At 44.6% G+C, this 13034-nt stretch carries 12 protein-coding genes; 9 read left to right on the top strand and 3 right to left on the bottom strand.

Going from position 1 to position 13034, the window contains the following annotated elements:
- The first annotated feature begins 259 nt into the window (after window positions 1-259).
- The 6 genes from HUU58_12365 to HUU58_12340 are packed head-to-tail and all read left to right on the top strand — an operon-like array spanning window position 260 to window position 7402.
- On the top strand, window positions 260-1144 hold the full coding sequence (locus tag HUU58_12365) for a 4Fe-4S dicluster domain-containing protein (GenBank protein ID NUN46464.1): 885 nt from the start codon (window positions 260-262) through the stop codon (window positions 1142-1144).
- 9 nt (window positions 1145-1153) lie between these two features.
- Window positions 1154-2398, top strand: coding sequence for a Ni/Fe-hydrogenase cytochrome b subunit (gene hybB, locus HUU58_12360; protein ID NUN46463.1), 1245 nt, complete (start codon window positions 1154-1156; stop codon window positions 2396-2398).
- Window positions 2395-3534: a cytochrome c3 family protein gene (locus HUU58_12355; protein ID NUN46462.1), complete on the top strand. Its 1140-nt coding sequence runs from the start codon at window positions 2395-2397 to the stop codon at window positions 3532-3534. The genes hybB and HUU58_12355 overlap by 4 nt, the downstream gene beginning before the upstream one ends.
- A 2-nt stretch (window positions 3535-3536) precedes the next feature.
- Window positions 3537-5402 (top strand): HAMP domain-containing protein, encoded by a 1866-nt coding sequence (locus tag HUU58_12350; protein NUN46461.1) that lies wholly within the window; start codon window positions 3537-3539, stop codon window positions 5400-5402.
- Window positions 5399-6190 (top strand): response regulator, encoded by a 792-nt coding sequence (locus HUU58_12345; GenBank protein NUN46460.1) that lies wholly within the window; start codon window positions 5399-5401, stop codon window positions 6188-6190. The genes HUU58_12350 and HUU58_12345 overlap by 4 nt, the downstream gene beginning before the upstream one ends.
- A 48-nt stretch (window positions 6191-6238) precedes the next feature.
- On the top strand, window positions 6239-7402 hold the full coding sequence (locus HUU58_12340) for a response regulator (GenBank protein NUN46459.1): 1164 nt from the start codon (window positions 6239-6241) through the stop codon (window positions 7400-7402).
- 104 nt (window positions 7403-7506) lie between these two features.
- Here the strand turns inward: HUU58_12340 and HUU58_12335 are convergent, their stop codons facing one another.
- Together HUU58_12335 and HUU58_12330 are read right to left on the bottom strand one after the other, a co-directional pair.
- Window positions 7507-8931: an L-serine ammonia-lyase gene (locus HUU58_12335; protein NUN46458.1), complete on the bottom strand. Its 1425-nt coding sequence runs from the start codon at window positions 8929-8931 to the stop codon at window positions 7507-7509.
- Window positions 8932-8949: 18 nt separating this feature from the next.
- Entirely contained in the window at window positions 8950-9900 is a 951-nt protein-coding gene (locus tag HUU58_12330; GenBank protein NUN46457.1) for a YafY family transcriptional regulator, read from the bottom strand.
- A gap of 92 nt (window positions 9901-9992) precedes the next feature.
- Here HUU58_12330 and HUU58_12325 point away from each other — a divergent pair, with 92 nt between their 5' ends.
- Window positions 9993-10145, top strand: a complete 153-nt coding sequence (locus tag HUU58_12325) for a hypothetical protein (GenBank protein NUN46456.1) — start codon at window positions 9993-9995, stop codon at window positions 10143-10145.
- Between the two features lie 239 nt (window positions 10146-10384).
- Here the strand turns inward: HUU58_12325 and HUU58_12320 are convergent, their stop codons facing one another.
- The gene (locus tag HUU58_12320; protein NUN46455.1) at window positions 10385-11050 is read right to left on the bottom strand and encodes a hypothetical protein; all 666 of its coding nucleotides are present in this window, start codon (window positions 11048-11050) and stop codon (window positions 10385-10387) included.
- 481 nt (window positions 11051-11531) lie between these two features.
- On the opposite strand from HUU58_12320, the gene HUU58_12315 reads away from it, so the two are divergent.
- Complete coding sequence (locus tag HUU58_12315) at window positions 11532-12428, top strand: CPBP family intramembrane metalloprotease (protein NUN46454.1); 897 nt, start codon at window positions 11532-11534, stop codon at window positions 12426-12428.
- The gene (locus HUU58_12310) at window positions 12425-13030 is read left to right on the top strand and encodes a UbiX family flavin prenyltransferase (GenBank protein ID NUN46453.1); all 606 of its coding nucleotides are present in this window, start codon (window positions 12425-12427) and stop codon (window positions 13028-13030) included. Before HUU58_12315 ends, HUU58_12310 begins: the two co-directional genes overlap by 4 nt.
- Window positions 13031-13034 lie beyond the last annotated feature (4 nt).

Here is a 13034-nt window from a genome sequence, read left to right as displayed (position 1 = left end):
TTTATCATGAAATCTCAAAATTAGCGCCAGAAATCAAATTTTATAAATGCCTTTTAATGCGTTTGCTCTATTTGATCTCACGGGTCACGTGTTAACATGATTTAATGCGGTTATTTTTTAAGCGAAAAAGTTTGATCATCGCTGACCGGTATCATTGTAGTAAAACGCCTTCAAACGTATGTTGTATGTGCATTGTTGAAATTGTTTTTTGAAACAATTGGAATTGCAATAGTTACTTCTTCATGCTGCGAGGCAAATTATGATAAACCACAGTCGCCGAAGGTTTATCGCTGCGGCAGCGCTGCTAGGTGCAGCCGCTTCAGGAAGCGGTAAACCCGTACAAGCGGCTTCGCGCAATGAGCTTTCTCCGGATCGCCGGGGTGTTTTGGTTGACACTACCGTATGTATCGGTTGCCGGACTTGTGAATGGGCTTGCCGCAAAGCGCACGGGTACGACGATGAAAAGCTGGAGAACTATCAAAGCACGGATGTATTTAAGAAAGTACGCCGCCCTGATGAAACCCGCCTGACTGTCATCAATCAGTATTCTCAACGACAAACTGAAACTTTTGTGAAATTTCAATGCATGCACTGTGATGAACCGGCATGCGTTTCTGCGTGTATTGTCGGCGCGTTTCACAAAGAAGAAAAGGGTAGTGTTTTGTGGGATACGGACAAATGTATCGGTTGCCGATACTGTATGGTAGCATGTCCCTTTCAAGTACCGGCGTTTGAATATGAAAAAGCGTTTCGTCCCGATATTATCAAATGTGATTTTTGCAAACAACGTACCGATAAGGGAGAGCGTCCGGCGTGCGTTACGGAATGTCCGGTAGAAGCTATGATATTCGGTACACGTGCTGAATTATTACAAATCGCAAAAGATCGTATACGCCGTCATCCTGAAAAATATAAAGATCATATTTTTGGCGAAACGGAAGTCGGAGGCACGGCGTGGTTGTATTTAGCCGAACGCGATTTTGCTGAAATCGGATTTCCCAAACTCGGTCGCAATCCGGCGCCGGGCGTTTCGGAATCTATTCAGCATGGTATCTTCGCCTATTTTGTGCCGCCGGTATCACTTTACGCCCTGTTGGGCGGCATTATGTGGCTCATGAAGCATCGGGAAGAACCGGATGATTAGGAGAAGAATATGAACGCATTTGAAAAACCTGCGCCCGTCGAAAAGAAGTTTTTTACAGTCGGTGTTATGATACTGATATTGCTCGCCCTGAATGGAATCGTATTCCTGGCAGGGCGTTTTCTTTTTGGTTTGGGTGCAGTGACCAATCTGGACAATCAATATCCATGGGGTTTGTGGATCGGCGTAGATGTGGCAGCCGGAGTCGCTTTAGCCGCCGGAGGGTTTACCAGCGCCGCCTTAGGGCACATCATGCATCGGGAGGAATACCACGCAGTTATTCGTCCGGCCCTGCTCACGGCGATGTTAGGATACACGTTTGTCGCGATGGGGGTGTGCATAGATATAGGGCGATATTATTATATCTGGCATCCTTTGATCATGTGGAATGGCACTTCCGCGCTTTTTGAAGTGGGTATGTGCGTGATGATTTATATGAGCGTGCTATATATCGAGTTTTTACCCATTGTGACGGAACGCTTTATCGGGCGTGTGACACTACCCGGAGTCTTGAGGGCGCTTAATAAACCACTGGATCGTTTTTTGAGATTACTGGATCGCGGGCTGAGCAAATCCATGTTTGTATTTATTATCATGGGCGTCGTGTTATCTACGCTTCATCAGTCCTCATTAGGAACTCTGATGGTTATCGCCGGTGTTAAGATGCATCCGCTGTGGCAAACGCCGATACTGCCTTTGTTGTTTTTATTGTCAGCCGTATCTGTGGGGTTTCCGATGGTTATTTTTGAATCATTGTTAGCGTCACGTTCTTTTGGTCTGAAACCGGAAATGGCGGTGCTTTCAAGGCTTGCTCGTATCGTCGGCCCGTTGCTAGCGATCTATCTGGCGTTTAAAATCGGAGATATGTTTATCCGCGAAACATTTGTGTATCTCAATGAGCCGACCCTTGAAAGTATGATGTTTGTTATCGAGTTGGTCGTAGGCGTTATCATTCCGCTCCGCATGTTTCTTTCACCGGGTGTGCGCCGTTCACCGCTCTGGCTTTTCGTTGCATCCGGCCTGGTAATATTCGGTGTACTGATCAATCGCATCAATAATTTTATCGTCGCTTATACGCCGCCCTATGCGACAGAGCGATATGTACCATCATTTGGAGAAATATCGGTTACCGTCGGATTTGTAGCGTTACTTGTATTGGTTTATCGTGTTTGTGTAATGGTATTTCCAGTTATCAGCAAGCCCGATCCCAATGGAGGCCCGGCCCGTAAATATGCGATTAAAGGGTTGCCGTTATGAAAAAGAATATTTTCCTCATACTGATGTTTTGGACTGTGATGGTGTTTGGACAAAAAAGCAATCCGTTGCATAACAAAACGAACTTACCTTGCAAAACATGCCATACGTGTGAATTTCCGACAATCAAAGATCCATGCCTCATCGACTGTCCTCGGGAAGACCTGATCACTATTCGTGCGTCCGTACATTCGGCTCCTGAATTTATTCAACTCAATCGGCTCAGTGACCGATACACCGGTGTACGTTTTTCACATAAAAGACATGCCGAAATGTACGACATGTCGGGCGGGTGTGGCGGCTGCCATCACTACAATACATCCGGCCCGGTACAATCGTGTGCGGCCTGCCATGCTTTAAAAAAAGAGGACAAACGAGATAAACCGGAATCAACACCGGCTTTACAAGCCGCTTATCATCGCCAGTGCATCACGTGTCATAAAACGTGGAGTGCGGAAGCGGGTTGCAATTCCTGTCATGATTTGAAAAAGTCAGCCGTAAGCCAAAGTGAAAAAAATAAAAAAGATTCGCTTTTAGCCATAAGTCATCGCACCCGCAAAGAACCTGAGAAAATCGTGTATGAAACCGATACGGAGAAAGGGCGCGTAGCTACATTTTATCATAAAGATCATACTCAGTTATTCGGTGTGTCTTGCGGGCAGTGTCATTCACAGCTCTCATGCGTGAAGTGCCATGATCAGAAACGTTCGATGAACGAGCCGCTCGTGCAAAACGTCGTACATAAAACTGAAGAAGAAAAACATGCCGCTTGTTTTAATTGTCATAAAGATGACAACTGTACCAAATGTCATAGCAATAAAGAATTGCAGCCGTTTGATCACGGAACGCGTACGGGTTGGGCCTTGGCCAATTATCATACACGATTGATTTGTTCGGATTGTCACGGGGCAAACAAAAACTTTAAAAGTCTATCGCGCGAATGCAACACATGCCACACGGCGTGGACAATGACGACGTTTCGTCATGCGGTCACGGGATTGGTTTTGAGTGAAGATCATTTGGAATTGTCGTGCAAAGATTGTCATCCAAAAAATAAGTATACCGCAAAACCTGTATGCACGCCTTGTCATGATGATAAAATGTATCCCAATGATTTACCCGGGAGAAAGTTGTGGTAAATATGCCGGCATGGCTGGATAAAATAGGATTCAGACTCATTTTGGTTGTGGGTGTGACGGCGATACTCATCATCGGAGTTTTTTCATATTTCAATATTCGTTCGCACACCGAAGTACTGCTCGCCGAAGTAGAACGCCGCGCCAATCAACTGAGTGAAACGGTCAAGTACAGCACGCGGCATGATATGCTTTTTAATCAACGTGAACGCATTCATCGCCAGATTCGGGACATTGGCGAACAACCCGGTATTAACCGCATCCGGCTGCTTAATAAAACCGGCGAAATAGTTTATTCATCCAAACCGGATGATATCGGTAAGATGGTGGATAAAAATGCGGAAAGTTGTTTTGTGTGTCATTCGGATCAAAAACCGATCGAACGTCTTACGATCAGTGAACGTACGCGTGTTTTCCGATTACATCCGGATTCGGTACGGATTATGGGTATTATCAATCCGATATACAACGAAGCGTCGTGCTGGGAAGCGTCGTGCCACGTGCATGAACCCGAACAAAAAGTGCTCGGTGTTTTGGATGTGACGATTCCTTTAGCTGATGTGGATGCACAAGTTCAGTCGAGCCGTTTGGAGATGACGATTTTTGCTTTGGTATCCTTTGTCGCGCTCAGTTGTATCATCGGCATTTTTGTGTACCGATGGGTAGAAATCCCTGTGCATACGATGGTTACGGCGACGCATGAAATCGCCGGCGGGAATCTCAATCATGCATTACCTGAAAACCGAAGCGACGAATTAGGCCAATTGGCTCGGGCATTTAATCACATGACACGAAAAATGGCGGAAGCGCGGTTACAGCTTTTCCAATCTGATAAGATGGCTTCGCTCGGACGATTGGCCGCCGGTGTCGCGCACGAGATCAATAATCCTCTCACCGGTGTTTTGACATACAGCAGTTATTTGATGAAGCGCACGGCTTCACAACCGGATATACAGGAAGACCTCAAAGTCATCGTTCGCGAAACCCTTCGCAGCCGCGAAATCGTCAAAAGTCTTTTAGATTTTGCACGGCAATCCGTTCCCAAAAAAAGCGCGGCGGATATATGTGAGATCATTCGCCGGTCATTGAGTGTCACCGAAAATCAATTGCGTCTGCATCGCGTCAAAGTCGAAACTAACTTTAATGAGGATATGCCGCATGTGGTTGTGGATAGCAATCAAATGCAGCAGGTATTTATCAACCTTTTGGTCAATGCGGCTGACGCAATGAGCGAATCGGGCGGTACGATCCATATTCATCTTGCACGAATCAATCTTTCGCCTTACGGCACAACACAAATTCGTAAAGCACTGTGCAATAAAAATCACAACCTGATGAGTCCTGATATTAAGATCAACGGGTTACCGACCATACGCCTCAAGGCTAAAAGCGAAGGGGCGGAAGGTTTTTTATACCTTGATCCGATTTACGGAAGCCATCAACACGAATATGGTATTTTATCGGGAAATATAATGAGTTTGCAATGCCCACAATGCCTCACGTCCGTCATCAATGAATCCGTACGTTGCCCTAAATGCAATGCGTTGACATATAGTTTCGAGGTCGCCGGTAAAGGTGTCTTTAGGGGATGCACGCGAAACGGATGCGATTGGCAGCAGTGGCCGATCATGGATGAAGCCGGTGTCCGTGAATTCGTCGAAATCAAAGTGCGCGATAACGGTATCGGAATTCCACCCGAAGATATGAGTCGAATTTTTGAACCGTTTTTTACTACCAAAGGGCAAAAAGGAACCGGGCTTGGCCTATCGGTGATTTGGGGCATTATAGATAACCACGACGGGAAAATAACGGTCGAAAGTATTCCCGGTCTGGGAACGACGTTTACGATACGTATACCGGTAAAATCATGAGCAGTATCAAAGACATATTGGCTGTCGATGATGAACCCGTCGTTTTGACGGCGATCAACAAAACATGTACATCCGAGCGACTGAAAGTGGACTGTGCCGAATCGGCGGCCGAGGCGTTAAAGCGTATGGAGTCACAGGATTATCGCCTGATCATCAGTGATATCAAAATGCCCGAAATGGACGGATTTCAACTTTTGGCAGAAGTAAAAAAACGCGGTATTACATCGGGTGTAATTATTTCCACAGGATACGCCACCGTCGAGAATGCCGTACATGCGTTGTCTGAAGGTGCAATTGATTTTATACCCAAACCGTTTACTGCGGACGAACTATTATCGGCTTTGTATCGCGGGTTACGTTATGGTACGATCGTTTCATCGGAAAATAAATCGGGGAATATTTTACCGTACGTCCCGTGTCCTTCACGGTATTATCGTCTTGGTTACGGCAGTTGGGTCTATCCTGAGCGCGACGGCACGGCAAAAATCGGTGTAACCGATTTATTTGTTAAGGCAATGGAAAACCTTACGGCGATCGAATTGACGCCGATGCTGTCCGATATTTATCAAGGTAATTCCTGCGCACAGATGCGTGATGCGAGGGGATTGATGCATGCTGTGATGTGCCCGCTCAGCGGGCAGGTTATTCAGGTCAATGAAGAATTGACCGAGGCACCCAGTCAAATTGAAAAAGATCCGTTTTTCGAGGGATGGTTTTACCGAATCATTCCTACGGATTTGGAATACGAACTGCCGAAATTGGTATCCTGCAGTTCGGATCGTTTATAAAAGGATACGATTTTCATTAAAAGCAATCACCTACGAATGGAGGCTTCTATGCCGTTACTCATTGTTGCTTTAGTTCTTTTCGTCATACTTGATATTGCGATACGGATGATCGTACGTCGAATGCAAGATGAAAAGCAGCGCAAACTCCGGGAAGAAGCACTTGCCGTGAGTCTCAGAATGGATTACAGCCGAGAGGCAAAAACCCTCAAGCGGGCCGAAGTGCCTGCACCCAAAGCGCGGATACTCTGCGTGGATGACGAAACCGTTATTTTAGACAGTTTTCGCAAAATACTCGTTATTGACGGATACAATGTGGATACCGTCGAAACGGGACAGGAAGCGCTCGGACTGGTACAAGCCCATCATTATGATTTCGTTTTCACCGATCTCAAAATGCCGGCTATGGATGGTGTGGACGTAGTCAAATCCGTCAAAGAAATGCGCCCTGATATGGATGTTATTGTCATTACAGGCTACGCTACGGTAGAGTCGGCGGTCGAATGTATGAAATTTGGTGCAATGGATTATATCCAGAAGCCTTTCACGGAAGAGGAGTTACTCAATTTTACGAGAAAAACGCTTATCAAACGTCAAGATCGGATTCAAAAGCAATTGATGCCCAAAGTGCATATCACGCACGTGCATGGGGCCGAACAATTTATGACCAAAGAGTTTACGATTCCCGGCGGTATGTTCATCGCTCGCAATCATTGCTGGGTCAGTATGGAAACCGAAGGCGATGTCAAAGTTGGTATGGATGATTTTGCGAAAAAACTGATAGGAAAAATTGACGGATTCGAATTTCCAAATCGCGGAATGAATATTCAAGTTGGTCAACCGCTATTTAGTGTTAAGCAGGGCAACCGCATTATTCATTTCAAGTCGCCTGTCAGCGGTAAAGTGACAGAGATCAATCATGCACTGGTCAAAGATCCGGACCGTATTTTGGTAACGCCTTATGACAATAACTGGATTTGCATTATTGATCCGGATCGCGTGGACGATGACATTCGCCATCTCAAAATCGGAAAATCAGCGGTGCAGTTCTATCAGGAAGATTTACAGAATTATCAGAATGAAGTAAAAACGATGGTAAAGGGTAATGGCCACGGCAAACCGGGTGATATATATACCGGAGAAATGCAGCAACTCGAAGATAAGGATTGGGCTTTGGTTACCGGACATTTCTTTGAGCGCGAATTGGTTTCCTGATATTTCAGGTTTGCCGGCCAATACCCGGTAGGTTGATTTCTAAGTTAATGAAAAACCCCTCTGCAGGATGTGGAGGGGTTTTTTTACATATATAATACCAACTATCAGCATTCCGGCAAATTGACGGGGACGTTGGTAGCTAATCCGCCTTCGGATGTTTCTTTATAACGGTTATCCATATCTTTAGCAGTTTGCCACATCGTCTTTATAACTGCATCCAGGGAAACTTTAGCCATTTTCGGATCGCTATTGAGAGCTATTTGACTAGCTGTAATGGCTTTGATCGCGCCCATCGTATTGCGTTCGATGCATGGTATTTGCACTAAGCCTCCGATCGGATCACAGGTAAGACCAAGGTGGTGTTCCATCGCGATTTCGGCCGCCATCAATACCTGATCAGGATTACCGCCCATACATTCGGTGAGGGCGCCCGCCGCCATGGCGGAAGAAACGCCGATTTCCGCCTGACAACCGCCCATCGCGGCAGAAATCGTGGAACCTTTTTTGAATATACTTCCGAGTTCACCTGCGGTGAGCAAAAAACGTATGACACTTTGATCGTGGACATTAGGGCATAGATAACGGTAGTAATGTAAAACAGCCGGTATTACGCCCGCCGCGCCATTCGTGGGAGCCGTGACGACGCGGCCATAACTTGCGTTTTCTTCATTTACGGCTAGTGCAAAACAACTGACCCAGTTGAGCATATCCTGAAACGATTTGGGAACCGATTGTACGGCAGAAATCCAGTCTTCCTGAGTGGGATAATCCTGATTATTGAGCAATCGGCGATTCATCGCGCTGGCTCGGCGCTGAACTTTGAGTCCTCCCGGAAGATCGCCTTCGGTGTGGCAACCCCGGAAAACACACTCGGTCATGACTTTCCAAATACGCAAAAGCGCGCTGTGTATGGCATCTTCGCGGCGAAAAACCTTTTCATTTTCAAAAACAATTTTAGAAATCGGCCAACGTTTTTCCCGGCACCACTGCAAAAGTTCGTCGCCGTTATTGATCGGAAAAGGAACGGTTTGCATTCCGGAAGGATCGTGTTCAGTATCATTTTCGCGTACGACAAATCCGCCGCCGACGGAATAGTATATTTCTTCAAATAATGCTCCATCCTTAAAATGAGCGACAAATCGCAATCCGTTGGCATGAAAGGGAAGTGAAGCGTCGTAATGGAAAACGATGTCATGATCCGTATCAAAAGGTATAGGATGCTGGCCCAATAAACCTAGATTGTGCGATGATCGTATTTTAGCAATGCGCGACGGGATGGATTCGACTTCTGTGGTAACGGGGTCTTCGCCGCTAAGGCCAAGCAGGATAGCCATATCCGTGCCGTGACCCTTGCCGGTTTTAGCCAATGAACCATAAAGATGAGCCTGCACACGGGTCACATCGCAAAGTCGATTGGTATCATCCAATTCACGCAAAAAACGCTGCGCTGCGCGCCAAGGGCCCATCGTATGCGAACTGGAAGGACCTACGCCGATTTTGAAAATATCAAATACGCTGATGTATTCCATGGAGTGTAGTTCTTAATTTTAAGGTTTATACATTTGAGTTAATTTGACCGCTTCATCATACATGATTTGTTTCAGTGCTTTCGGCTCGAGTATTTCGGCGTGTTCACCATAACCCAAAAGCCATCCGGATAAATATTTTAGCTCCGGAGTGAGAAATGTAAAAATAACACCGCCTTCGGTTTTTTCTTCCGACACGATACCGAAATAATTTCGATCCCGCACGTATGACACTACTTCGTATGTAAATTTGACTCGAACCTGGATCAAGTTTTCAACAGGACGGCTTTGCGAAAGGTACTGGGTTAAAGAAAAATCATCGCGTGAAGCAAACGATTCGTCTTTGACTTGAATTGCCGTAATCCGGTCGGTGCGGAAATCGCGATAATCTTTGCGCAAGCGGCAATAGGCGATCAGATGCCAAAAATTGGAATAATATACCAACCCTAAAGGCTCGACATTTCGCTTGGACTGACGGTCATCACGATTGGTGATATATTCGATCGTTAAGATACGCCGGTGAACGATAGCATCTTGTATGGTTTTTAATACATCATCCCGAAAACCTTCTTTGAAACGTGAAGGATAAGTTACGATATGCAGAGCATCGCGAAGATTATCAAGATAGTTTTTGCGATCCTGAGGTAAAACGGCCTGGATTTTATGCAATGCGGATGTGATATGGGTTTGAAGCGAAGCATCAGTCAAAGAACGTGTGAGTTCAGAGCCGACTAAAAGCGCGGCGGCCTCTTCGTGAGTAAACATAACGGGAGGAAGGTGGTAACCCTCAACCAAACTATAACCTTCGCCGGCTTCGGCTGCGATAGGGACACCGGCTTCGTTGAGCGCTTTCATATCACGATACACCGTGCGTAGCGTAATATCAAAATGTTCGGCAATATCTTTTGCACGAATAATTTTACGGCTGTGCAGTAAAAGCACTATGGCTATAAGTCGGTCGGTACGATTCATGTTTTTTCAATTTAAAGTTGCAATCTAATGCGTTCGTACATTAGATTCAATCATCCATTCTTATAGAATTAACCAATCATTAGGAGAGCACCATGAAAGGCATGAAGCTTAGTCAGCTGCTTTTGTGTATTTTTCTGATCGGAGAAGGTTTGATAAGTATTCTTGGATTGAAATTTGACGGTATTCATTTTGTCATGGGAGGCATAGCTTTAGCCGCAGGTGTGTTACCGTTTTTGGATAAGTGAAAATTTAAATAAAAAATAAAATGGTAAAAGCGTCCCACCGAAAGGCAGGACGCTTTTTTTGTCGTATCACGCGATAACCGGAAATTTTACAAGCTTATGAGATAAAGTGTCAGGATAATTATTTTCAATGTTATGTATCCTATGATCAAAGGGGGATACAACTCTAATTTTTGAACGGAATTATTCATGATGTGTCTCCTTTTAGAGTATACTTTTGATCTTAGCGTACATGATATAGTTTAGAATGCAAAACCGAATTTTAGAATTTCAAAGTCAACGATGACCTTTCCGTCATCAAGGACATTATCTTGAATGGATTTGTCGTTGTATTTGAAATAACGACCGACACTGAGCGATGTACCCCAGAAGAAACCACTTTTCGTAAAGTAGCGATAACCGACGCCGCATAAAACGCCCAGTTTATTTTCCGTGACTTTATTTGTTGTTCCTACGTCGTCCCAAGCCCAATCATCGCCCTCATATCCCTTGAGGCTTGTGAAACGCAAGCCGCCGCTAAAATAAAGACCGCCTTGGCGATCACCGAGGAAACGACGATATTGTGCATCTAAATTTATAAGGCGTGTCGAGCCGTGACGTTTGTCACCTTGTTCGTAAAGAAAAGGGAATGCGATTTCAGCGCGACGATCTATGGCAAACATAGAATAGGTTCCGCTGATCGAAAGGCGATCGTCTGACATTACAAGAAGACGTGCCGGATTTATTTCAAACCCAGCACCACGTGTGGCTAACGGATCTTCTTTTTTTACTTCACTGTAGATCATTTTTTGGTAGCTCATGAGTGTATCAATCTTACTTTCAATACGAGCTTGATTTTCCTGACCAACGAGCGATGAGATATTGCCTAATTTGAGAATTAGCGCAACGGTTAATAGTATCTTTTTCACTTTTCCCTCCGATTTAGTTTTAATGTATGAATTTGATTTAGTTTCATATTCGCATGAATTGATGCAAATGCGATGCCAATGCGTAAGTCATGCATTTATAAGGTTTTTTTAAATTTGTGGTGTGAAAAAAAACAACGAATGCAAGTTTTTTATTGCTACAAGATCATAAAACTCTAACAAAACACTAATAATTGCATAATAAAACACAGTTATCTTGGAATAGAAGGAGGTGATAATATGAATACGATACCACTATATGTGCGCTATACCACACGCCTGATAGTTTTAGGTTTAGTAGCGGTATTAGTGACGATGGTTGCCGTCATAGTTCGGCGGTAATCATCGGATGAGTTTGTGTATCGGTTGAGTTTGCGAATTTTCTCTTGTCTCAATCTTCTATCGGATATTTTTCAATATATAATTCATTCCTCAGTTAAATTTCAGTTTGCCCTTAGTGAAGTTTTTTTTCATATTGGGCTCCATGGAATCTGAAAATAAACCAGATATATCGTTTGAAGCGAAACCGCAGTTACCCGGTATAGGTACTTCATTTTTTATTCTAATTTTGGGAGTAATGACGGGATTCGTATTTATGGGGATTTTCGTCGTTATAGGTAAATTTATTGTACCTGCAGAATCGGTACCCGTTTTAAATAAAATTGGATTAGTTCTTGGCACGATGTTATTTGTTCTGCCGGCATTGATTTATGCGCGTATTCATAAGCTGGACATCCTTCTGCTTTTTCGTATGCGAAGAGTAAATCTATCGGTTATGATTATTTCCGCCGTAACTGCATTGGGGCTTGTCGTGGTTACGGATACTTTGGATCGCTGGATGGCACCGGCTATTAATACCTGGTTGGATTCGACGATAGGTTTACTCAGTCCGGAGCTTATGTCGGAACGGATTTTAGAACAGTTGGCCGCAGAAATGAAGATTCATTCTTTTATGGATGGGTTTCTTTTGATCGTTGGCGCAGTAATCGCTGCGGGAGTCTGTGAAGAAATATTATTACGGGGACTTTTGCAGCGATCTCTTGAAGCGCATTATCCTGTATTGATATCGGTAGCCATTTCCAGTCTTGTATTCGCGTTGATTCATTTTAATCCCTGGGGCGGCATACAGATTTTTATAATAGCGATCGTACTCGGTGCCGTAGCTTGGCGGACGCAAAGTATATTACCGACGATTGTTTTTCATAGTGTCAATAATTTTACCGTTCTCATTTTTAATAATCTTGAACCGTCAGCCTTATTATGGTATGGCGATGAACATCATGTATTTCCATGGGTTAGTATGGGCGGCCTCATCTGTACATTATTGGGATTGTGGCGGATCTGGATATTAACATCCATCGAAAAAAAGGAAACAAAGTGAACCGACGCGTAACTGTAGCTATCACCGGGGCAAGCGGTGTTATTTATGCCGTTCGTCTTCTACGATATTTTCTAACGCATGCTTACGAAGTGGATTTTATCATATCGGATGCCGGTAAAATTAATTTCAAAGTCGAGATGGATTGGGATTTAGATAAAAAAGGGGTTGTCGAATTTTTAAAAAACAAATTTGGCCACGACATAGACAAGGGCAAACTGCGCGAATGGCCGGTGCAGGCGATAGCCGCGCCGATGGCGAGCGGCTCCATGCGACGCCTGGGTATGGTCGTAGTTCCTTGCTCCATGAAAACGCTGTCGGGTATTGCGCATGGCGCATCTACGAATCTTATCGAACGTGCTGCCGATGTGGCGCTCAAAGAAAATTTTCCGTTGATCATCGTGCCGCGTGAAACGCCGATGAATAGTATCCAAATCGAAAACATGTTGACACTGTCCAAAGCCGGAGCGCGGATCGTACCGGCCATGCCCGCCTTTTATCAAAAACCACAATCTATAGATGATATCGCTGATTTTATAGTAGCTCGAATTTTGCATATGCTCGGCATTGACGATCATGAGCTTTTTCAGCCATGGGGTGGTTAACCGC

The sequence above is a fragment of the bacterium genome, from assembly GCA_013360215.1.
Lineage (GTDB): Bacteria > CLD3 > CLD3 > SB21 > SB21 > JABWCP01.
This window is presented reverse-complemented; position numbering and strand designations above follow the sequence as displayed.

Excerpts from the sequence above, each read along its gene's own strand:
- HUU58_12365 (NUN46464.1), top strand. The coding sequence starts at position 260 with ATGATAAACCACAGTCGCCGAAGGTTTATCGCTGCGGCAGCGCTGCTA.
- hybB (NUN46463.1), top strand. The coding sequence starts at position 1,154 with ATGAACGCATTTGAAAAACCTGCGCCCGTCGAAAAGAAGTTTTTTACA.
- HUU58_12355 (NUN46462.1), top strand. The coding sequence starts at position 2,395 with ATGAAAAAGAATATTTTCCTCATACTGATGTTTTGGACTGTGATGGTG.
- HUU58_12350 (NUN46461.1), top strand. The coding sequence starts at position 3,537 with ATGCCGGCATGGCTGGATAAAATAGGATTCAGACTCATTTTGGTTGTG.
- HUU58_12345 (NUN46460.1), top strand. The coding sequence starts at position 5,399 with ATGAGCAGTATCAAAGACATATTGGCTGTCGATGATGAACCCGTCGTT.
- HUU58_12340 (NUN46459.1), top strand. The coding sequence starts at position 6,239 with ATGCCGTTACTCATTGTTGCTTTAGTTCTTTTCGTCATACTTGATATT.
- HUU58_12335 (NUN46458.1), bottom strand. The coding sequence starts at position 8,931 with ATGGAATACATCAGCGTATTTGATATTTTCAAAATCGGCGTAGGTCCT.
- HUU58_12330 (NUN46457.1), bottom strand. The coding sequence starts at position 9,900 with ATGAATCGTACCGACCGACTTATAGCCATAGTGCTTTTACTGCACAGC.
- HUU58_12325 (NUN46456.1), top strand. The coding sequence starts at position 9,993 with ATGAAAGGCATGAAGCTTAGTCAGCTGCTTTTGTGTATTTTTCTGATC.
- HUU58_12315 (NUN46454.1), top strand. The coding sequence starts at position 11,532 with ATGGAATCTGAAAATAAACCAGATATATCGTTTGAAGCGAAACCGCAG.